Origin of the sequence: Corynebacterium frankenforstense DSM 45800 (assembly GCF_001941485.1) — a bacterium.
In the GTDB taxonomy this organism is placed as follows: Bacteria; Actinomycetota; Actinomycetes; order Mycobacteriales; family Mycobacteriaceae; genus Corynebacterium; species Corynebacterium frankenforstense.
This window is the reverse complement of record NZ_CP009247.1, coordinates 1,544,240-1,564,760: the sequence shown is the minus strand read 5'-3', so window position 1 is coordinate 1,564,760 and position 20,521 is coordinate 1,544,240. Positions and strand designations below refer to the sequence as shown.

Below are 20,521 nucleotides of genomic sequence, written 5' to 3'. Positions count from 1 at the left end.
CGCGCCCGGGCCGGGGGGGATTTCGGGGGTGAGTCCAGTCGGACAAACACACAGTGGGCTGATAGCCTGTTACGCGGGTCGCCTCAGCGTGGGCCAACGGAACCGTCTCCGACGGGGCCGGTTCTCCGACGTTGGGGCCTGTTCCCCTGCGGCCATTCCGGGATGAGCGACGGAGTCACGGTGGCCGCGGACTGACTGGCACGACCTCCATCGCACCGTGCGGAGCCCGCCGGCCGCCGCACGGCCCCTAGAACGGGAGAGAACGCTGAGCGTTACGACACTGGCCATGAAGGGGGAGTTTCACGCCCCCGAACTGGACCATGAATTTTTCCCGGGGTACATGAAAGACGGCGAGGCCCACAATCTCATCTTCACGGGCTTCGCCGACGGCTGGTTTGCACTGGACCGCCTGATGATCGTCCGCCTGATCATGGCGGCGGTCCTGGTGGTCTTCTTCCTTGTCGCCATGCGGAACCCGAAGATCGTTCCGCGTGGGGTGCAGAACGTCGCCGAGATCGCGCTCGACTTCGTGCGCGTGCACGTCGCGGAGGACATCCTCGGTAAGAAGGAGGGGCGTCGGTTCCTGCCGATCATCGCCACCATCTTCTTCACCGTCCTCGTGATGAACCTGGCGACGATCATTCCGGGCCTCAACATCTCGCCGAACGCGCGCATCGGTATGCCGTTGACGCTGGCGGTCGTTGGGTACATCGCGATGATCTACGCGGGGAGCAAGGAGTACGGCTTCGGCAAGTACATGAAGTCCTCGCTGATCGTCCCGAACCTCCCGTGGCCCCTCCACTTCCTGGTGGTGCCCATCGAGGCCTTCTCGACGTTCGTCATGCGGCCGGTCACCCTGACCCTCCGTCTGATGGCGAACTTCCTGGCCGGTCACCTCATCCTGGTCCTGCTCTACAGCGCCACGAACTTCTTCTTCTGGCAGCTGAATGCCTGGACCGCGATGTCGGGGCTGACCATCGTCGCGGCGATTCTGTTCACGCTCTACGAGTGCATCATCATCTTCCTGCAGGCGTACATCTTCGCCCTGCTGGTCGCGGTGTACATCGAGCTGTCGCTGCACGCGGACTCGCACTGACAAGGCGCGAACCACGCGGTCAACTTCATAACCCCAAGAGCACACACCTCGTCCGGGGCCAGGAACAACAGGGCCCGGACACCAAGAAAGGGAACGACTTTCTCATGAACGACATCATCCTCGCTCAGGCCGACGCCGCCGCTGCCGCCACCCCGCACCTCGGTGCCATCGGCTACGGCATCGCCACCATCGGGCCGGGCCTCGGCATCGGCATCCTCGTCGGCAAGGCCCTGGAGGGCATGGCCCGCCAGCCCGAGATGGCCGGCCAGCTGCGTACCACCATGTTCCTGGGCATCGCGTTCGTCGAGGCCCTGGCCCTGATCGGCCTGGTGGCCGGCTTCCTGTTCACCAGCCTGTAAGAACACACGCAGCAGCACGAAGAACGGATTCACATGACGAACGTCATCACCTACCTTGCGGCGGAGACGTTGCCCCTCGAGTCGGGCAACTCGATCCTCCTGCCCAAGCCCTACGACATCGTCTGGTCCATCATTCCGCTGCTGGTCATCCTCTTCATCTTCTGGAAGTGGATCCTTCCGAAGTTCCAGGAGGTCCTGACCGAGCGTGAGGACCGGATCGAGGGCGGTATCCAGCGCGCCGAGGCCGCCCAGGCCGAGGCGAAGGCCGCCCTGGAGAAGTACAACGCCCAGCTGTCCGAGGCCCGTGCCGAGGCCAACGAGATCCGCGAGCAGGCGCGTGAGCGCGGCAAGCAGATCCAGGCCGAGATGCGGGCGGAGGCGAGCGAGGAGTCCTCGCGCATCGTCGCCTCCGGCGAGAAGCAGCTCGAGGCCTCCCGACAGAGCGTGATCGCCGAGCTGCGTCAGGAGATGGGGCAGAACTCGATCAACCTGGCCGAGCGTCTGCTCGGCGGCGAGCTGTCGGACGCCACCAAGCGCTCCGGCACGATCGACTCGTTCCTGTCGGACCTGGACAGCCTCCCGGCAGGGAAGTGAGTGGGTAGTATGCACGCAGCAAGCCGCGACGCACTGTCGCATTCCTTTGTGAGCCTCGACGCGATCGTCGGTGACGACGTCGCCGCCGCGGCCACGACGGGCACCGAGCTCTTCGAGGTCGTCGAACTCCTCGACGGGAACCGCCAGCTGCGCGTCGCCCTGGCCGACCAGGCCGCCGACGCCGAGTCGCGCACCCGGCTGGTCGACGACGTCTTCGGCGGCAAGGTCGCAGGCACCACCCTCGACGCCGTGAAGGCGGCCGCGGGCCGTACCTGGTCGACGCCGCGACAGTTCCGCACCGGTCTGGTCGCGATCGGCCGCCGCGCGATCTTCCGCGCCGCGAAGGCCGAGGACCAGCTCGGACAGGTCGAGGACGAGCTCTTCCAGCTCGCCCGCCTGCTGGAGCGGGAGCCGCGGCTCACGCAGCTGCTGAGCGACGCCACGGTCGACGGTGACCGCCGGCGTTCGCTGGCCGCATCCGTCCTCTACGGCAAGGTGTCCAAGTACACCGAGGCCCTCGTCCTCCAGGTCGTGGGCCGCCCCGAGCACGGTCCGGTCGACGACGTCGACGCGCTCGTCGCCGAGGCCGCGGAGTTCTCCGGCCGGGAGGTCGCCCACGTGGTCTCCGCCGGCGAACTGGATGACCGGCAGCGCCAGGCGCTGGCCGAGAAGCTGGGCCGTGTCTACGGCCGGGACATCTCGGTGCACACCCAGGTCGACGAGTCGCTCCTGGGCGGCGCCACCGTCAAGGTGGGCGACGAGCGGATCGACGGTTCCCTGCGGGGCCGCCTGAACCGCCTCCGCGCCCAGATGGTCTAGTGCGGACGCTTGACTTTTAAAGATATTGAACGAAACTACCGAGAGCAGGAAGAACATGGCGGAGCTGACGATCTCCTCCGATGAGATCCGTAGCGCGATAGCGAACTACACCTCGAGCTTCTCCGCGGAGGCCTCCCGAGAGGAGGTCGGCGTGGTCGTCTCGGCCGCGGACGGCATTGCCCAGGTTTCGGGCCTGCCTTCCGTTATGGCCAACGAGCTCGTCGAGTTCCCCGGCGGCGTCATCGGCGTCGCGCAGAACCTCGACACCGACACCATCGGTGTCGTTGTCCTGGGCAACTTCGAGGAACTTGAAGAGGGCGACGAGGTCAAGAGGACCGGCGAGGTCCTGTCCATCCCGGTCGGCGAGGACTTCCTCGGCCGGGTCGTCAACCCGCTGGGCCAGCCGATCGACGGCCTGGGCCCGGTGGAGAGCGAAGAGGACCGCGTGCTGGAGCTGCAGGCCCCGACGGTGCTGCAGCGCCAGCCCGTCGAGGAGCCGATGCAGACCGGCATCAAGGCCATCGACGCGATGACCCCGATCGGCCGTGGTCAGCGACAGCTGATCATCGGCGACCGTAAGACCGGCAAGACCGCGGTGTGCATCGACACCATCCTCAACCAGAAGGCCAACTGGGAGTCCGGCGACAAGGACAAGCAGGTCCGCTGCATCTACGTCGCCATCGGCCAGAAGGGCACCACGATCGCCGGCGTGCGCCACACGCTCGAGGAGCACGGCGCCCTGGACTACACCACGATCGTGGCCGCCCCGGCGTCCGACTCCGCGGGCTTCAAGTGGCTGGCGCCCTTCGCGGGTGCCGCCCTGGGCCAGCACTGGATGTACCAGGGCTACCACGTCCTGGTCATCTACGATGACCTGACCAAGCAGGCCGAGGCCTACCGCGCCATCTCGCTGCTGCTGCGCCGTCCGCCGGGACGCGAGGCGTACCCCGGTGACGTGTTCTACCTGCACTCCCGTCTGCTGGAGCGCGCGGCCAAGCTCTCCGACGACATGGGCGCCGGCTCGCTGACCGCCCTGCCGATCATCGAGACCAAGGCCAACGACGTCTCGGCGTTCATCCCGACCAACGTCATCTCGATCACCGACGGCCAGGTCTTCCTGGAGTCGGACCTGTTCAACCAGGGCGTCCGCCCGGCCATCAACGTCGGTGTCTCCGTCTCCCGTGTCGGTGGCGCCGCCCAGACCAAGGGCATGAAGAAGGTCGCCGGCTCGCTGCGACTCGACCTGGCCGCGTACCGCGACCTCGAGGCCTTCGCCACCTTCGCCTCCGACCTGGACTCCGCGTCCAAGGCCCAGCTGGAGCGTGGCCAGCGCCTCGTCGAGCTGCTCAAGCAGCCGGAGAGCTCCCCGCAGGCCGTCGAGTTCCAGATGGTCTCGATCTACCTCGCCAACGAGGGCTTCTTCGACGTCGTTCCCGTCGAGGACGTGCGCCGCTTCGAGGCGGAGCTGCAGGAGTACCTGCGCCAGCACACCCCGGAGGTCTACGAGCAGATCGACGGCGGCAGCCCGCTGTCCGACGAGTCCAAGGCCGCCCTGGCCCGCGGTGCCGAGGAGTTCACCAAGACCTTCCAGGCCTCCGACGGCCGCCCCGTGGTCAACGACCCGGAGGTCGACGCGCTGGACCAGAGCGAGATCGAGAAGAACAAGCTCACGGTCTCCCGCAAGAAGACCAGCAACTAGTCGGGGAGGACGCATGACCCACGAGATGATGAAGGAAAGGAGGGACGTTATCCATGGCTAATCTTCGCGAACTGCGCGACCGCATCCGGTCCGTGAACTCGACCAAGAAGATCACCAAGGCCCAGGAGCTGATCGCGACCTCGCGCATCACCAAGGCACAGAACCGCATGAACGCTTCCGTGCCCTACGCCGAGGAGATCCAGAAGGTCGTGGAGCGTCTCGCCAGCGCGTCCTCTCTCGACCACCCGATGCTCAGCGACGACGGCGGCAAGGTCGCCGCGGTGCTCGTGATCTCGTCTGATCGCGGCATGTGCGGCGGCTACAACCACAACGTCTTCAAGAAGACGGCCGAGCTGACCAAGATGCTCGAGGAGGCCGGCTACGAGGTCGTCCTCTACGTGACCGGATCCAAGGGAATCGGTTACTACCAGTTCCGCGGCACGGAGCTGGCGGGCGCCTGGAGCGGGTTCTCGCAGGACCCGAACTGGGACATCACCCACGACGTGCGCCGGCACATGATCGACGGCTTCCTCGCCGGTTCGGCCGGGACCGCGAAGGCCCGCGAGGGCCTGAACGACCCCGAGCAGGACGGCGTGCGCGGCTTCGACCAGGTGCACGTGGTCTACACCGAGTTCAAGTCGATGCTCTCGCAGGTGGCGCGTGCGCACCAGCTGCTGCCCATCGAGCCGGTCATCGAGAACGAGGACTTCGAGCTGGGCGACGGCATCCTGGAGGACGCCGGCGATCAGCCCGAGCCCGACTACGACTTCGAGCCGGACCCGGACACGCTGCTCGAGGCGCTGCTGCCCAAGTACGTCTCGCGCTCGCTGTTCTCGATGTTCCTCGAGTCGGCGGCCTCCGAGTCGGCCTCGCGGCGCACCGCCATGAAGTCGGCGACGGACAACGCCACTGAGCTGGTCAACAACCTCTCGCGCGTGGCCAACCAGGCCCGTCAGGCGCAGATCACGCAGGAAATCACAGAGATCGTCGGTGGCGCTGGCGCGCTCGCCGAAAGCGGAGAAAGAGACTGATTATGAGTACAGCTCTCAACGAGCATGAAGCACAGCAGGCGACGGCCGCTGGCCGCGTCGTGCGCGTCATCGGTGCTGTCGTCGACGTGGAGTTCCCGCGCGGCGAGCTGCCGGCACTGTACAACGCGCTGAAGGTCGAGGTCACCCTCCCGGCCGTCGCCAAGACCATCACCCTCGAGGTGGCGCAGCACCTGGGCGACAACCTGGTGCGCACCATCTCCATGGCCCCGACCGACGGCCTGGTCCGTGGCGTCGAGGTCACCGACACCGGCAAGCCGATCTCGGTGCCGGTCGGCGACGTGGTCAAGGGCCACGTCTTCAACGCCCTGGGCGACTGCCTGGACGCACCGGAGCTCAACGACGACGAGTCGATCGAGCGCTGGGGCATCCACCGCGACCCGCCGCCCTTCGACCAGCTCGAGGGCAAGACCGAGATCCTGGAGACGGGCATCAAGGTCATCGACCTGCTGACCCCGTACGTCAAGGGCGGCAAGATCGGCCTGTTCGGCGGCGCCGGCGTGGGCAAGACGGTGCTCATCCAGGAGATGATCACCCGTATCGCCCGCGAGTTCTCCGGTACGTCGGTCTTTTCCGGCGTCGGTGAGCGCACCCGTGAGGGCACGGACCTCTTCCTCGAGATGGAGGAGATGGGCGTGCTCCAGGACACCGCGCTGGTGTTCGGTCAGATGGACGAGCCGCCGGGAGTCCGTATGCGCGTCGCCCTGTCCGGCCTGACCATGGCGGAGTACTTCCGTGACGTGCAGCACCAGGACGTGCTGCTGTTCATCGACAACATCTTCCGCTTCACGCAGGCCGGCTCCGAGGTGTCGACCCTGCTGGGCCGCATGCCGTCGGCCGTCGGTTACCAGCCGACCCTGGCCGACGAGATGGGCGTCCTGCAGGAGCGCATCACCTCGACCAAGGGCCGTTCGATCACCTCGCTGCAGGCCGTCTACGTGCCTGCGGACGACTACACCGACCCGGCCCCGGCGACCACGTTCGCCCACCTGGACGCGACCACCGAGCTCGACCGCGGCATCGCCTCGAAGGGCATCTACCCCGCGGTGAACCCGCTGACCTCGACCTCCCGCATCCTGGAGCCGTCGATCGTCGGCGAGCACCACTACGAGGTGGCGCAGCGCGTGATCAACATCCTCCAGAAGAACAAGGAGCTCCAGGACATCATCGCGATCCTGGGCATGGACGAGCTGTCCGAGGAGGACAAGATCACCGTCCAGCGTGCCCGTCGCATCGAGCGCTTCCTGGGCCAGAACTTCTTCGTGGCCCAGAAGTTCACGGGCCTGGAGGGCTCCTACGTCCCGCTGAAGGACACCATCGACGCCTTCGAGCGCATCTGCGACGGCGAGTACGACAACTACCCGGAGCAGGCCTTCAACGGCCTCGGTGGCCTGGACGACGTCGAGGCGGCCTACAAGAAGATGACCGAGAAGTAGGGGGTCGCCATGGCTGACATCACCGTGGAACTGGTCTCCGTGGAACGGAAGCTGTGGTCGGGTAAGGCCACGATCCTGACCGCGCAGACCACCGAGGGTGAGATCGGCGTGCTGCCCGGGCACGAGCCGATGCTCGGCCAGCTGGCCGAGAACGGCGTCGTGACGGTCCGACCCGTCGACGGCGACCGCCGCGTCGCCGCCGTGCAGGGCGGATTCCTGTCCGTCTCCCAGGAGAAGGTCACGGTCCTGGCCGACTGGGCCGAGTGGGCCGACGAGGTCGACCGGACCCAGGCCGAGGCCGACGCCGACTCCGACGACGAGATGGTTCGCGGCCGCGGCCAGGCCGCCCTGCGCGCGCAACAGCGCCTGCAGGAGGCCTAGAGAGCCCCGGTACACCTTTGGGACCACCCCGTCCCCGCCACCGGCGGGGGCGGGGTGGTTCTTTGTCGCGTGCGCGATAGACTTGCCCAAAGGGATCCGGGAGGTCCGTGGCAGGCTCGCGTAAAGGAGTTCCCCGAGTGACGGTCGTTGTCTGGGTGTTCGTGGCGGTTCTGGTCGTCGGTGCGGCGCTCGCCGCACGCCGGTTCCTGCTGCTGCGCTCGACGGGGGCGACCGTGGTCCTGCGCCGGCTGCCCGCCACCGGAGCCCACGGCTGGCGCCACGGCCTGGTCCGCTACGACGGGGACTTCCTGCACTACTACAAGCTGCGCTCGATCGCGCCGGGGCCCGACTCGACCTTCCACCGCGTGGAGATCACGCTGGGACGGCGCCGCGAGCTGACCCCGAGCGAGGCCGCGTTCATGCCCGACGGCCACCACGTGCTGTCCTTCCGCAGCGCCGGCGCCGAGTGGGAGATCGCCTGCGCCCCGCACGCCGAGATGGGCTTCACCGCCTGGCTGGAGTCGGCCCCGGACGTCCGCCAGGAGCGCCCGGACTTCCACCGCCTGCGCGCCCGCATCCGCCGGGAGCGCCGCGAACGCGGGCGCTGAGCCCCGCGGCACGCCGGGCGGAGTCCGCCGGGTACCCTGGTGCACCATGCGTCTCGTCATCGCCCGTTGCTCCGTGGACTACGTCGGCCGCCTGGAGGCCCACCTGCCCCCGGCCGACCGTCTGCTGATGCTCAAGGCCGACGGCTCGGTCTCGGTGCACGCCGACGACCGCGCCTACAAGCCGCTGAACTGGATGACGCCGCCGTGCACGGTGCACACCTCCGAGATCGTCGACGCCGACGGCGAGGACACCGGCGAGGAGCTCTGGGTGGTGGAGAACCCCAAGGGAGAGCAGCTGCGCATCACCGTCGAGAAGATCCACGCGGAACTCTCGCGAGACCTCGGCGAGGACCCCGGCCTGGTCAAGGACGGCGTGGAGGCCCACCTCCAGGAGCTGCTCGCCGAGCAGATCGAGGAGCTGGGCGCCGGCTACACCCTCATCCGCCGCGAGTACCCGACCGCGATCGGCCCGGTGGACATCCTGGCCCGCGACGCGGACGGGCACACCGTGGCCGTGGAGATCAAGCGCCGCGGCAACATCGACGGCGTCGAGCAGCTGACCCGCTACCTCGAGCTGCTCAACCGCGACGCGCTGCTCGCCCCGGTCGCCGGCGTCTTCGCCGCCCAGGAGATCAAGCCGCAGGCGCGCACCCTGGCCGAGGACCGCGGCATCCGCTGCCAGATCCTCGACTACGCGAAGATGCGCGGCACCGAGTCCGACGAGCTGAGGCTGTTCTAGATGCCGCGGCACAACCGGCGCGGCCGCGTCGAGCCGCGTCCCGTGCCCGCCCTGTGGTCCAACCGGGTCACCGGCCCGGGCGGCGGCGACTTCGAGATGCGGCCCGTGACGGCCGACCGCGCGCACAAGCGCTACACCTGCCCGCACTGCATGGGCCCGATCGCGCCCGGGGTGGCGCACGTGGTCGCCTGGCCGCGCCACGACCCGGAGTCGCGGCGCCACTGGCACTCCGGCTGCTGGCACCGGGCCGCCCGCACCCGCGGGTAGGACCCGTGCCCCGCGGGTAGGGTGGGGCCCATGATCATCGCCTTTTCCGTGGCGCCCACCGAGACCCCGAACGCGGAGGCGGAGATGTCCGCCGCCGTCGCCGAGGCCGTCCGCGTGGTGCGCGAGTCGGGTCTGCCCAACGAGACCAACGCCATGTTCACCCTCCTGGAGGGGGAGTGGGACGAGGTCATGGACGTCGTCCGCCGCGCCTGCGAGGCCGTCGCCGCGGTCTCCCCGCGCGTCTCGCTCGTGCTGAAGGCGGACATCCGCCCGGGCTACACCGACCGCATCCACGGCAAGGTCGAATCGCTGGAACGCCACCTCAAGGAGGACTGACTTGACCGCACCCGACCGTTTCACCTCCCGCGCCGTCGACCTGGGGCAGCTTGCCGACGCCGCGCGCGACCGCCAGGCGGACAAGGCCGGCGTCGCCGCGTACGTGGAGTTGACCCCCGACAACGCCGAGCGCGAGATGGTGCGCCGCTCCACCCAGGTGCCCGTCGTGGTGCTCGTGGGCACCGCCCGCAGCCCCGAGTCCGAGCAGCTGCGCGCCGACCTGCGCGCCCTGGCCGAGGGCCAGGAGCAGACCGCCTTCGTCTTCGGCTACCTGGACGCCGACGCCCAGGCCCGCCTGGCGCAGGCCCTGGGCGTGCAGGGCCTGCCCACCGTGCTGGCGCTCGCCGCCGGCCGGCCCGTGGCCAGCTTCCAGGGCGGCCAGCCCGCCGAGCAGCTGCGCGGCTGGGTCGGCGCGCTCGTCGAGCAGGTCGGCCCGCAGCTCGAGGGGCTGCCGGCCGACGGCGGGGAAGAGGAGGCCGACGACCCGCGCTTCACCGCGGCCGAGGAGCTCATCGCCGCCGGTGACCCCGCGGCGGCGGTCGAGGCCTACCAGGCCATCGTCGACGCCGAGCCGGGCAACACGCGGGCGCGCCAGGCGCGCGACAACGCGAAGCTGCTCGTTCGCCTGGCGGAGCACACGGAGCCCGGCGCCGACCCGGTGTCGGACGCCGACGCCGACCCCCGCGACGTCGGCAAGCAGTTCGCCGCGGCGGACGCCGAGGTCGCCGCGGGCGCGCCGGAGCGCGCCTTCGAGCGCCTCATCGCGCTGCTGACCACGTCGGCCGGCGACGAGCGCGACCGCGTGCGCGACCGGCTCGTCGAACTGTTCGCCCTCTTCGACGCGGGCGACGAGCGCGTCATCGCCGCGCGCACGAAGATGGCCAGCGCGCTGTTCTAGCGCCACCGACGGCGCCGGGGCGGCGCCGACCGCCCCGGCGGGGGGGGGGGATCAGTCGCGCACCAGGCGGTACCACTGCACCGACTGCGCCGGCAGGTGCAGGGTCACGGAGTGGGCGAAGCCGTCGTACTCCCGCTCGGGGGCCTCGACGAACTCGTCGAGCGGGTTGCCCGCGCCCTCGTAGGCGGCGTCGTCGGTGTTGAGCACCAGCTCCCAGCGCCCGCCGAAGGGCACGCCCAGGCGGTAGCCCAGGTGCGAGGAGCCGGACATGTTGACCACCGCGAGCAGCGCCGAGCCGTCCGCGCCGTGGCGGACGTAGGCGAGCACGTTGTGGGTGAAGTCGTCCGACTTGACCCACTGGAAGCCCGCCGGGTCCGAGTCCCGGCTGTAGAGCGCCGGCAGGGTGGGGTAGAGGCCGTTGACGTCGTCGATCAGGCGGCGGATACCGCGGTGGTACTCGCCCTCCCAGCCCTCCATCTGCCCGAAGGGCACGCCGATGCCGTCGTTCCACTCGTCGGCCTGGCCGAACTCCTGGCCCTGGAAGAGCAGGTTCTTGCCGGGGTGGGAGAACATGTAGCCGTAGAGGGTGCGCAGGCCCGCGGCCTTGTTCCAGGCGTCGCCCGGCATGCGCTGCCACAGCGAGCCCTTGCCGTGGACGACCTCGTCGTGGGAGAACGGCAGGATGTAGTGCTCCGAGTAGGCGTAGATCATCGAGAAGGTGATCTCGTTGTGGTGGTAGGAGCGGTGCACCGGGTCGAGCGAGAAGTACTCGAGGGTGTCGTTCATCCAGCCCATGTTCCACTTGAAGTCGAAGCCCAGCCCGCCGTCGTAGGTCGGGGTGGTCACCCCCGGCCAGGAGGTCGACTCCTCGGCGATGGTCAGCACGCCGGGGAAGGTCTTGTGCACGGTGGCGTTGGTCTCCTGGAGGAACTGCACGGCGTCGAGGTTCTCGCGGCCGCCGTACTGGTTGGGCAGCCACTCGCCGTCGTTGCGCGAGTAGTCCAGGTAGAGCATCGAGGCCACCGCGTCGACGCGCAGGCCGTCGATGTGGAACTCCTCGACCCAGTACAGGGCGTTGGCCACCAGGAAGTTGCGCACCTCGGCGCGGCCCCAGTCGAAGACGAAGGTGCCCCAGTCGCGCTGCTCGCCGCGGCGCCAGTCCGGGTGCTCGTAGAGGGCCTGGCCGTCGAAGCGGGCCAGCGCCCACTCGTCGCGCGGGAAGTGCCCGGGCACCCAGTCGACGAGCACGCCCACGCCGGCGCGGTGGCAGGCGTCGACGAGCGCGCGCAGCTGGTCCGGCGAACCCCAGCGCGAGGTCGGGGCGTAGTAGCCGGTGACCTGGTAGCCCCAGGAGCCGCCGAAGGGGTGCTCGGCGACCGGCATGAGCTCGATGTGGGTGAAGCCGTGCTCGACGACGTAGTCGACCAGCTCGGTCGCGGCGCGCTCGTAGTTCATGCCCTCGCGCCAGGAGCCGAGGTGGACCTCGTAGACGCTCATCGGCGCGGTGGTGTGGTCGGTCTGCTCACGCTCGGCGACCCAGGCGGAGTCGTGCCACTCGTAGTCGGACTCGGCGACCTTGGAGGCCGTCGCCGGCGGCACCTCGGCGGCCTTGGCCATCGGGTCGGCCTTGTCGCGGCGGGTGCCGTCCTGGGCGAGCACGGCGAACTTGTAGGTCGCGCCGGCGGCCACCCCGGGGATGAACAGCTCCCACACGCCCGAGGAGCCCAGCGAACGCATCGGGTGCTGGTCGGCGTTCCAGCCGTTGAAGTCGCCGATGACGGCCACCGAGCGGGCGTTGGGCGCCCACACGGCGAAGGCGGTGCCCACGACGTGGCCGAGGGCCGTGTCGTAGCGGCGCACGTTGGCGCCGAGCACCTTCCAGAGCCGCTCGTGGCGGCCCTCGCCGATCAGGTAGATGTCCAGCTCACCGAGGGTGGGCAGGAAGTGGTACGGGTCGGCCAGGACCACCGGCTCGGCCCCCGGCCAGGTGACCTTGAGCCGGTAGTCCAGCGAGCGGCGCGAGTCGAGGCCGGCGGCCCAGATGTCGTGGCCGAGGGGGATCATCTCGACGCTGTCGCCGTCGTAGAGCAGCTCGACCTTCTCGGCACCGACCTGACGGGTGCGCACCACGGAGCCGTCCTCCGTCTCGTGCCAGCCGTAGAAGTCGTGCGGCGCCCAGTGACTCTGCGTGAGCAGCAGGTCGAGGTCGGAGTCGGGGATGCCGAGGTCGTGTTCGTGCATGGTGGGTCGTCTTTCCGTTGTGTTCTCGGATGTCGGGGTGCCGGCGGCGCCCGGCGCACGCCGGGCGCGGGGCCGGTCAGGGGCGGTAGTCGTGGACCTCGCGGTAGGCCAGGCGCTCGCGGCGCTCCTCGGGGACCTGCGGCAGGGCCAGGATGTGGGCGACGTCGGCCTGCGGGCTCAGCCGCACGAAGTTGCGGTCCGACCAGCGCCAGTGGGAGCCGGTGACCAGGTCGTGGACGGGGAAGTCGCCCTCGGCGTCGAGGCCGAGGACCTCGCGGTCGACGGTCACGGTGCCCTCCTGCGGGTTGCGCGGGTCGAGGTTGACCACCACCAGCACGGCGTCGCCGGTGACCGGGTCGGTCTTGCTGTAGGCGATGATCTGGTCGTTGTCGACCTCGTGCAGGTGCAGGGTGCGCAGCTGCTGCAGGGCCGGGCGCTCGCCGCGGATCCAGTTCAGCAGCGCGATGAACGGCTCGAGCGAGTCGCCGCGGGCGGCCGCGCCCTCGAAGTCGCGGGGGCGCAGCTCGTACTTCTCGCTGTCCAGGTACTCCTCGCTGCCCGGGCGCACGGCCTCGTGCTCGTAGAGCTCGAAGCCGGAGTAGACGCCCCACAGCGGCGAGATCGTCGCCGCCAGCGCCGCGCGGATGGCGAAGGCCGCCCGCCCGCCGTACTGCAGGGACTCGTGCAGGATGTCCGGGGTGTTGACGAAGAGGTTGGGCCGCGAGACGTCCGCGTTGTCGAGCGTCTGGCCGATGAACTCGGTGAGCTCGCGCTTCGTCGTCTTCCACGTGAAGTAGGTGTAGGACTGCGAGAAGCCCACCTTGGACAGCCCGTAGAGGCGCGCCGGGCGGGTGAAGGCCTCGGCCAGGAAGATCACCTCGGGGTGCTCCTCGTGCACCGTGGAGATCAGCCAGTGCCAGAAGTTGACCGGCTTGGTGTGCGGGTTGTCCACGCGGAAGGTGTGCACGCCGTGGCCGATCCAGAACTCCACCACCCGCAGGATCTCGTGGTAGATGCCCTCCGGGTCGTTGTCGAAGTTGAGCGGGTAGATGTCCTGGTACTTCTTCGGCGGGTTCTCCGCGTAGGCGATGGTGCCGTCGGGCAGCACGGTGAAGAACTCCGGGTGGCTCTTCGCCCACGGGTGGTCCGGGGCGGCCTGCAGCGCCAGGTCGATGGCGACCTCGAGGCCGAGCTCGTCGGCGCGGGCGACCAGCGCGTCGAAGTCGTCGAGCGTGCCCAGGCGCGGGTGCACCGCGTCGTGGCCGCCGTCCGCGGAGCCGATGGCCCACGGCGAGCCGACGTCCTCGGGGCCCGGGGTCAGGGTGTTGTTGCGGCCCTTGCGGTTGACCTCGCCGATCGGGTGGATCGGCGGGAAGTAGACGGTGTCGAAGCCCATGGCGCGCACCCGGTCGAGGGCCGCGGCGGTGGTGGCGAAGGTGCCGTGGACGGGGTGGCCGGCCTCGTCCCAGCCGCCGGTGGAGCGCGGGAAGAGCTCGTACCACGAGCTGAACAGGGCCTTCCTCCGCTCGACGCGGACCGGGCGCTCCTCGGAGACGACGATCATGTCGCGCAGCGGCTCGGCGTCGAGGATGCGGCGGGTCTGGTCGTCGAGGGCGATCAGGCTGCGGTCGTAGGGGTGGCCCTCGGAGGCCAGCGCGTCCGCGGCGCTGCGCAGGCGGGTGCGTGCGCCGTGGTCGGAGGTGTTGAGCGCGGCGCGCTCGAAGAGCTCCGCGCCGTGGCGCAGGTCGTTGTCGAGCTCCTCGGCGCTCTGCCCGGCGCCCATCTTCTTGGTCACCGCGTTGCGCCACGTCGCGATCGGGTCCGACCACGCCTCGACGCGGTACCACCAGTCGCCCTCCCGGTCCGGCACGAAGACGCCGTGGTGGTTGTCCGGGTTCTGCGGCTCCGGGACCATCGGGTGGGCGGTGGTGACCCCGTCGGGGTCCGTGACCTGGAGGGTGGCGGCCACGGCGTCGTGGCCCTCCCGCCAGACGAGTGCGAAGACGGGGACCATCTCGCCGACGACGGCCTTGGCCGGCAGCCTCCCCATCGTGATCGTGGGCCTGATGTCGTCCAAGCCGAGCCGGGCGACGGGGTCAGCGGGGTCTGTCATCTCGGCGTCTCCACCTTCCAGTGACGTGGGCTCTTACCTCCTCCGAGCCTAGCGGAGCGACGCCGGGCACACATGCGGCCGCGCGCGGCACGCGCAATGGCACAATGGGGGTGTGAGTGAATCGAGTGAGGATCTTCTGATCGACTTCCGCGGCGTGACCTTCGCCCGCGGCGGGCGCACGCTGGTCGGCCCCGTGGACTGGCAGGTTGAGCTCGACGAGCGCTGGGTGATCATCGGGCCCAACGGTGCGGGCAAGACCACACTGGTGCGCATGGCCGCGGCCGAGGAGTTCCCCTCCTCGGGGGAGGCCTGGGTGCTCGGCGAGAAGATCGGGCGCACCGACATGCGCGACCTGCGCGCCGGCATCGGCATCTCCTCCTCGGCCGTGGCCCACCGCATCCCGGACCGCGAGAAGGTTGGCGACCTCGTCGTCTCGGCCGGCTACGCGATCCTCGGCCGCTGGCGCGAGGAGTACGACGAGCAGGACTTCGACCGGGCCAACGACATCCTCGAGGAGCTCGGCGCCCTGCACCTGCGCGACCGCTCCTGGGGCACGCTCTCCGAGGGCGAGCGCAAGCGCGTCATGGTCGCCCGCGCCCTGATGATCGACCCCGAGCTGCTCATCCTCGACGAGCCGACCGCGGGCATGGACCTCGGCGGGCGCGAGGACCTCGTCGCCTACCTCGCCCAGCTGGCCATGGACCCGGACGCCCCGGCGACCGTGATGATCACCCACCACGTCGAGGAGATCCCCCAGGGCTTCACCCACGCCCTGCTCCTCGACGAGGGCGAGGTCGTCGCCCAGGGCCTCTTCGACGACGTGATGACCAGCGAGAACCTCTCCAAGGCCTTCCACCAGCCGATCCAGCTCGACCGCGTCGGCGAGCGGTACTTCGCGCGCCGGGTGCGCACGGGCGGGGCCCACCGCTCGCGGGCGGACCGCTAGGCGGAGGCGGGGGAGATGCCGCAGAACTCCGGCGTCGGCGGCTCGCGCCTGGCGGCCACCGTGCTGCTCGTGCGCGACGGCCGGCAGGGACTCGAGGTGTGGGTCCAGGAGCGCGTGTCCACCATGCCCAACTACCCGGGCATGACCGTCTTCCCGGGCGGCGGGGTGGACCGGCGCGACTTCGCGCTCGTCGACGAGAACGAGGACGGCGTCGAGGACCTGTGGTCCGGCCGCCCGCTCGAGGACACCGCCGACGTGCTCGGCGTGCCCACCCAGCAGGCCCGCGCCCTCGTCTTCGCCGCCGTGCGCGAGCTCTTCGAGGAGACCGGCACCCTGCTCGCCGTCCACCGCAACCGCACCACGGTGGCCGACGCGACGCCCTTCCACGCCGACCGGCTGGCGCTCGAGTCCCACCGGCTCTCCCTGACGCAGGTGCTCCACCGCGGCAAGCTGCGCGTGCACTCCGACATGCTGCGCCCCTGGGCGCGCTGGGTGGGCACCTCCGAGCGCGGCAACACCTTCGACAACACCTCGTTCCTGGCCGTGCACCCGGTCGGCCAGGAACCCGACGGGCGGTCCTCGGAGACCGACTCCGCCGGCTGGTTCCCGCCCTCGCTGCTCATCGACGGCTGGCGCACCGGCCTGGTCCGCCTGGTCATCCCGACCTGGGCGCAGCTCAAGCGCCTCGCGGACTGCCGCACCGTCGCCGAGGCGCTCGCCGAGGCCGAGCACTCGGACATGACCCCGGTCGTCGGCGACCCCGTCGACGACCCGCGCTACCGGGAGTTCTTCACCATCGACCGCCCCGACCGCATCTGAGGAATCACCGATGGCCTACTCGCGCGCCGAGGCGCGCTTCATCACCGAACGCTTCGCCGAGGTCGACGACGCCGCCGCCGGACTCGACCTGAGCCGGCGCACCGTACTGAAGGACACCGAGGTGCTGCGCGCCCGCTTCGGCGAGTTCGGCCGCGCGGCCACGGAACTGGCCCAGTGCCGGCGGCGCCTGCCCGGCTGGCTCACCGACGACGAGTCGCGCCAGCAGGCCACCCACCCCGCCGTCGCCGCCGAGCGCGCCCGGATCATCGCCGGGGCCGGCGCGCAGACCGTCTTCGACGTCACCTGCTCGATCGGCGGGGAGGGCCGGGCCGTGACCGCCGCCGGCATGCGCTACGTCGGCTCCGACCTCGACCACGTGCGCCTCCTGCTCGCCCGGCACAACGTTCCCGGGGGCTCCTTCCTGCGCGCCGACGCCCTGCACCCGCCGCACACCGGGGGCGTCGTCGTCGCCGACCCCGCCCGGCGCGCCGGGGGACGGCGCATCACCGACCCCGCCCGCCTCATCCCGCCGCTGCCGGACCTGCTCGCCGCCCACCGCGGCCGGGAGCTGGCCGTCAAGTGCGCGCCGGGCATCGACTACTCCGACTGGGACGGGCTGGTCACCGTCGTCAGCGTCGACGGCGCGGTCAAGGAGGCCTGCCTGTACACCCCGGGCTTCGGCCGGGGCCGGCGCGCCGTGGCGGTCAAGACCGCCGCGGACGGGACCGTCACGGCCGTCGACCGCATCGACTCGGACGCGGACGACGAGGTCGGCGTCGGCGAACCCGGGCGCTACATCCTCGAGCCCGACGGGGCCGTCGTGCGCGCCGGGCTGGTCGCGCACTGGGCGCACCGCGAGGGGCTGTGGATGCTCGACAGCCACATCGCGTTCCTGACCGGCGAGCGGATCCCGGCCGGGTCGAGCGGGTTTGAATTCATCGAGGCGGTGCCGCTGAAGAAGCTGCGCGCCACGCTGGCCGCGCACGACGCCGGTTCCGTGGAGATCCTGGTCCGCGGGGTGGACGTCGACCCGGACCGGCTGCGCAAGAAGCTCAGGCTGCGCGGCACCAGGCCCATGGCGGTGGTCATCGCCCGCGTCGGCGACTCGGCCCGGGCCCACGTCTGCGCGGGCCGGGTACACTGTCCGCCGTAATTCGAGCAAACACAAGTACCTACACAGTGAAGGAGCCTCATGCCCACGATCGTGGCTCTGGTCAAGAACGTGCCGGACACCTGGTCGACCAAGAAGCTCAGCGACGACCACACCCTCGACCGCGACGCCGTAGACGAGGTCCTCGACGAGGTCAACGAGTACTCCGTGGAGGCCGCGCTGCGGCTGCGTGAGTCCGACCCCGACGCCGGCTGGCGGGTCATCGCCCTGACCGTCGGCCCGGCCGGCGCCGACGAGGCGCTGCGCCGCGCCATCGCCATGGGCGCCGACGACGCCGTGCACGTCCTGGACGACGCCCTCGCCGGCTCCGACGTCCTGGGCACCGCCTGGACGGTCGCCGCGGCCGTCGCCAAGCTCGACGACGTCCGCCTCATCGTTGCCGGCGGCGCCTCCTCGGACGGCGCCGTGGGCGCCCTGCCAGGCATCGTCGCCGAGTACCGCCAGTGCCCGGCGCTCACCGAGCTGCGCGCCGTCGCGCTCGAGGGCGACACGATCACCGGCACCCGCGAGGACGCCCACGGGCACTGGGAGCTCTCCGCGCCGCTGCCGGCGGTCGTCTCGGTCACCGACAAGGCCGACAAGCCGCGCTTCCCCAAGTTCAAGGGGCTGATGGCCGCCAAGAAGCACGAGATCACCACCTGGGACCTCGCCGCGATCGGCGTGACCCCGGAGCAGGTCGGCCTCGAGCACGCGGCGACCCGCGTCACGGGCGCCAACGAGCGCGCCGCGCGCACCGCCGGCGAGACCGTCCGCGGCCCCGAGTCGGCCGCGAAGGTCCTGGCCTTCCTCGACGACGAGAACCTGCTGTAAGGAGAGCACACCACATGTCCAACGCATACGTACTGGTCGAGCACTCCGGCGGCGAGCTCGACGCCGTCACCGGCGAACTGATCACCGCCGCCCGCGTCTTCGGCGACGTCACCGCCGTCGTCGTCGGCGCCCCGGGCACCGCGGCCCCGCTGGGCGGACGGCTCGGCGAGCTGGGCGCGGCCACCGTCGTGGCCGCCGAGTCCGCCGACCACGACGCCCGCCTGATCCTGCCCGAGGTCGACGCCGTGTCCATCCTGGCCGCGCAGAACCCGGCCCCGATCCTGGTGGCCGCCGGCCCCACCGGCAACGAGATCGCCGGCCGCCTGGCCGCCCGCCTGGCCTCCGGCGTGCTCACCGACGTCACCGGCGTCAACGCCGACGGCTCGGCCAACCACTCCATCTTCGGCGACCAGGTGCAGGTCTCCGCCGTCGTCGGCGGCACCAGCCCCATCTACGCGCTGCGCCCCGGCGTCGTCGACGCCCTGCCGCAGCAGGCGGCGGGCACCCTCCAGAACCTGCCGCTGCCGGCCGCCGGCGCCAAGGACGTCACCGTCACCTCCTTCACCCCGGCCACCCGCGGCACCCGCCCCGAGCTGACGCAGGCCAAGGTCGTCGTCGCCGGCGGGCGCGGCGTGGGCTCCGAGGAGGCCTTCCACGACGTCGTCGAGCGGCTCGCCGACGCCCTGGGCGGCGCCGTGGGTGCCACCCGTGACGCCGTCGACCTGGGCTACTACGACGCCCAGTTCCAGATCGGCCAGACCGGTGTCAACGTCTCGCCGGACCTCTACATCGGCCTGGGCATCTCGGGTGCCATCCAGCACCTGTCCGGCATGCAGACCGCCGGCAAGATCGTCGCGGTCAACACCGACGAGGACGCCCCGATCTTCCAGGTCGCGGACCTGGGCGTGGTCGGCGACCTCTTCGAGGTCGTGCCCGAGCTGATCGACGAGCTGGAGGCGCGCAAGTGACGGCCGCGGGGGCGGGGGAGCACTACCTGGACCACGCCGCCACGACGCCGATGCGCCAGTGCGCCGTCGACGCGTGGGTGCGTCACGCGCGCGACCTCAACCCCGGCGGCCAGTACGCCGCCGGCCGGGCCGCCCGCCACGCGCTCGACGAGGCCCGCGAGGCCGTCGCCGCCGCGCTCGGCGCCGACCCGGTCGAGGTGATCTTCACCGGCGCCGGCTCCGAGGCCGACAACATCGCCGTGCAGGGCCTCTACCGCGCCGGGGTGGCCGCCGGCCGCCCGGCGCGCGTGGTGGCCAGCCAGCTGGAGCACTCGGCGGTCTTCCAGACCGTGCGCCACCTCGGCGCCGAGGTCGTCGACCTGCCCGTCGACGAGGGCGGCCGCGTCAGTGACCTCACCGCGCTTGCGGAGCCGGCCGCGGTGGCCGCGTGCATGCTCGCCAACAACGAGACCGGCGCGATCCAGCCGGTGGACAAGGTCATCGCCGCCGCCGACGTGGCCGGCACCCCGGTGCACATCGACGCCGTGCAGGCCGTGGGCAAGGTCGCCGTGGACTTCCACGCCATGGGTGCGACGACGCTGGCGGCCAGCGGCCACAAGTTCGGCGGGCCCCGCGGCGTGGGCGTGCTGCTGGCGCGGCGCTCCCCGGCGCCCGAGGCCGTCGTCTTCGGCGGCGGCCAGGAGCGCGGCCTGCGCCCCGGCACCAACGACGTCGCCGGTGCCGCGGCCTTCGCCGCCGCGCTCACCGAGGCGCTCGCCGAGCGCGAGGCGGAGAACGCCCGCGTGGCCGCGCTGCGCGACCGGCTGCGCGAGGGCATCCTCGCGCGTGTCGACGACGTGCGCGTCAACACCACCGAGCCCGCGCTGCCCGGCCACCTGTCGGTGTCCTTCCCGGGCGCGGAGGGCGACAGCCTGATCATGCTGCTCGACGCCGCGGGCGTCGCCGCGGCGACCGGCTCCGCGTGCTCGAGCGGGGTCAACCGGGCCAGCCGCGTGCTGCTGGCCGCGGGCGTGCCGGAGGCCACCGCGCGGGGCACCCTGCGCTTCAGTCTGGGACACACCTCGACCGACGCCGACGTCGACCGCGTGCTCGCGGTGCTGCCCGACGTGGTCACCCGCGCCCGCGCGGCGGGCATGGCCTAGCAGGCCACCGGCCCGGTCCGCGGCCGGTTC

21 protein-coding genes are annotated in these 20,521 nt (G+C 70.9%); 19 read left to right on the top strand and 2 right to left on the bottom strand.

The window, feature by feature from the left end; all coding sequences use genetic code 11:
* Nucleotides 1–286 precede the first annotated feature (286 nt).
* The 13 genes from atpB (at nucleotide 287) to CFRA_RS06755 (ending at nucleotide 10,281) form a co-directional block, all read left to right on the top strand.
* Nucleotides 287–1,096, top strand: a complete 810-nt coding sequence (gene atpB, locus CFRA_RS06815) for a F0F1 ATP synthase subunit A (RefSeq protein ID WP_075664015.1) — start codon at nucleotides 287–289, stop codon at nucleotides 1,094–1,096.
* Between the two features lie 104 nt (nucleotides 1,097–1,200).
* A complete protein-coding gene (locus CFRA_RS06810; protein ID WP_075664014.1) occupies nucleotides 1,201–1,455 on the top strand; it encodes an ATP synthase F0 subunit C in 255 nt (84 codons plus the stop codon).
* Nucleotides 1,456–1,488: 33 nt separating this feature from the next.
* Complete coding sequence (locus CFRA_RS06805; RefSeq protein ID WP_075664013.1) at nucleotides 1,489–2,049, top strand: F0F1 ATP synthase subunit B; 561 nt, start codon at nucleotides 1,489–1,491, stop codon at nucleotides 2,047–2,049.
* A gap of 9 nt (nucleotides 2,050–2,058) precedes the next feature.
* On the top strand, nucleotides 2,059–2,868 hold the full coding sequence (locus tag CFRA_RS06800) for a F0F1 ATP synthase subunit delta (RefSeq protein ID WP_075664012.1): 810 nt from the start codon (nucleotides 2,059–2,061) through the stop codon (nucleotides 2,866–2,868).
* 55 nt (nucleotides 2,869–2,923) lie between these two features.
* On the top strand, nucleotides 2,924–4,567 hold the full coding sequence (gene atpA, locus CFRA_RS06795; RefSeq protein WP_075664011.1) for a F0F1 ATP synthase subunit alpha: 1,644 nt from the start codon (nucleotides 2,924–2,926) through the stop codon (nucleotides 4,565–4,567).
* Between the two features lie 53 nt (nucleotides 4,568–4,620).
* A complete protein-coding gene (locus CFRA_RS06790) occupies nucleotides 4,621–5,598 on the top strand; it encodes a F0F1 ATP synthase subunit gamma (protein WP_075664010.1) in 978 nt (325 codons plus the stop codon).
* A 2-nt stretch (nucleotides 5,599–5,600) separates the two neighbouring features.
* On the top strand, nucleotides 5,601–7,052 hold the full coding sequence (gene atpD / locus CFRA_RS06785) for a F0F1 ATP synthase subunit beta (RefSeq protein ID WP_075664009.1): 1,452 nt from the start codon (nucleotides 5,601–5,603) through the stop codon (nucleotides 7,050–7,052).
* A 9-nt stretch (nucleotides 7,053–7,061) separates the two neighbouring features.
* Nucleotides 7,062–7,433 carry a F0F1 ATP synthase subunit epsilon gene (locus tag CFRA_RS06780; RefSeq protein ID WP_075664008.1) on the top strand — a complete coding sequence of 124 codons (372 nt, stop codon included), beginning with the start codon at nucleotides 7,062–7,064 and terminating at the stop codon, nucleotides 7,431–7,433.
* A 137-nt stretch (nucleotides 7,434–7,570) separates the two neighbouring features.
* Nucleotides 7,571–8,041, top strand: a complete 471-nt coding sequence (locus tag CFRA_RS06775) for a DUF2550 domain-containing protein (RefSeq protein ID WP_075664007.1) — start codon at nucleotides 7,571–7,573, stop codon at nucleotides 8,039–8,041.
* Nucleotides 8,042–8,087: 46 nt separating this feature from the next.
* Nucleotides 8,088–8,780 carry an endonuclease NucS gene (gene nucS / locus CFRA_RS06770; protein ID WP_075664006.1) on the top strand — a complete coding sequence of 231 codons (693 nt, stop codon included), beginning with the start codon at nucleotides 8,088–8,090 and terminating at the stop codon, nucleotides 8,778–8,780.
* Complete coding sequence (locus CFRA_RS06765; protein ID WP_075664005.1) at nucleotides 8,781–9,047, top strand: hypothetical protein; 267 nt, start codon at nucleotides 8,781–8,783, stop codon at nucleotides 9,045–9,047.
* Between the two features lie 30 nt (nucleotides 9,048–9,077).
* Nucleotides 9,078–9,383: a thiamine-binding protein gene (locus CFRA_RS06760; RefSeq protein WP_075664004.1), complete on the top strand. Its 306-nt coding sequence runs from the start codon at nucleotides 9,078–9,080 to the stop codon at nucleotides 9,381–9,383.
* Between the two features lies 1 nt (nucleotide 9,384).
* Nucleotides 9,385–10,281 (top strand): tetratricopeptide repeat protein, encoded by an 897-nt coding sequence (locus CFRA_RS06755; RefSeq protein WP_075664003.1) that lies wholly within the window; start codon nucleotides 9,385–9,387, stop codon nucleotides 10,279–10,281.
* Nucleotides 10,282–10,332: 51 nt separating this feature from the next.
* On the opposite strand, the gene glgB is transcribed toward CFRA_RS06755, so the two are convergent.
* Nucleotides 10,333–12,522 (bottom strand): 1,4-alpha-glucan branching protein GlgB, encoded by a 2,190-nt coding sequence (glgB, locus tag CFRA_RS06750; protein WP_075664002.1) that lies wholly within the window; start codon nucleotides 12,520–12,522, stop codon nucleotides 10,333–10,335.
* A gap of 76 nt (nucleotides 12,523–12,598) precedes the next feature.
* On the bottom strand, nucleotides 12,599–14,635 hold the full coding sequence (locus CFRA_RS06745) for a maltotransferase domain-containing protein (protein ID WP_075664001.1): 2,037 nt from the start codon (nucleotides 14,633–14,635) through the stop codon (nucleotides 12,599–12,601).
* 112 nt (nucleotides 14,636–14,747) lie between these two features.
* Here CFRA_RS06745 and CFRA_RS06740 point away from each other — a divergent pair, with 112 nt between their 5' ends.
* The 6 genes from CFRA_RS06740 to CFRA_RS06715 are packed head-to-tail and all read left to right on the top strand — an operon-like array spanning nucleotide 14,748 to nucleotide 20,491.
* Nucleotides 14,748–15,581 (top strand): ABC transporter ATP-binding protein, encoded by an 834-nt coding sequence (locus CFRA_RS06740; protein WP_075664000.1) that lies wholly within the window; start codon nucleotides 14,748–14,750, stop codon nucleotides 15,579–15,581.
* A gap of 15 nt (nucleotides 15,582–15,596) precedes the next feature.
* The gene (locus tag CFRA_RS06735) at nucleotides 15,597–16,400 is read left to right on the top strand and encodes an NUDIX hydrolase (protein ID WP_075663999.1); all 804 of its coding nucleotides are present in this window, start codon (nucleotides 15,597–15,599) and stop codon (nucleotides 16,398–16,400) included.
* A gap of 10 nt (nucleotides 16,401–16,410) precedes the next feature.
* Entirely contained in the window at nucleotides 16,411–17,553 is a 1,143-nt protein-coding gene (locus CFRA_RS06730; RefSeq protein ID WP_075663998.1) for a THUMP-like domain-containing protein, read from the top strand.
* A gap of 39 nt (nucleotides 17,554–17,592) precedes the next feature.
* The gene (locus CFRA_RS06725; RefSeq protein ID WP_075663997.1) at nucleotides 17,593–18,381 is read left to right on the top strand and encodes an electron transfer flavoprotein subunit beta/FixA family protein; all 789 of its coding nucleotides are present in this window, start codon (nucleotides 17,593–17,595) and stop codon (nucleotides 18,379–18,381) included.
* 14 nt (nucleotides 18,382–18,395) lie between these two features.
* Nucleotides 18,396–19,349: an electron transfer flavoprotein subunit alpha/FixB family protein gene (locus tag CFRA_RS06720; protein WP_075663996.1), complete on the top strand. Its 954-nt coding sequence runs from the start codon at nucleotides 18,396–18,398 to the stop codon at nucleotides 19,347–19,349.
* Nucleotides 19,346–20,491 carry a cysteine desulfurase family protein gene (locus CFRA_RS06715; RefSeq protein ID WP_075663995.1) on the top strand — a complete coding sequence of 382 codons (1,146 nt, stop codon included), beginning with the start codon at nucleotides 19,346–19,348 and terminating at the stop codon, nucleotides 20,489–20,491. The genes CFRA_RS06720 and CFRA_RS06715 overlap by 4 nt, the downstream gene beginning before the upstream one ends.
* Nucleotides 20,492–20,521 lie beyond the last annotated feature (30 nt).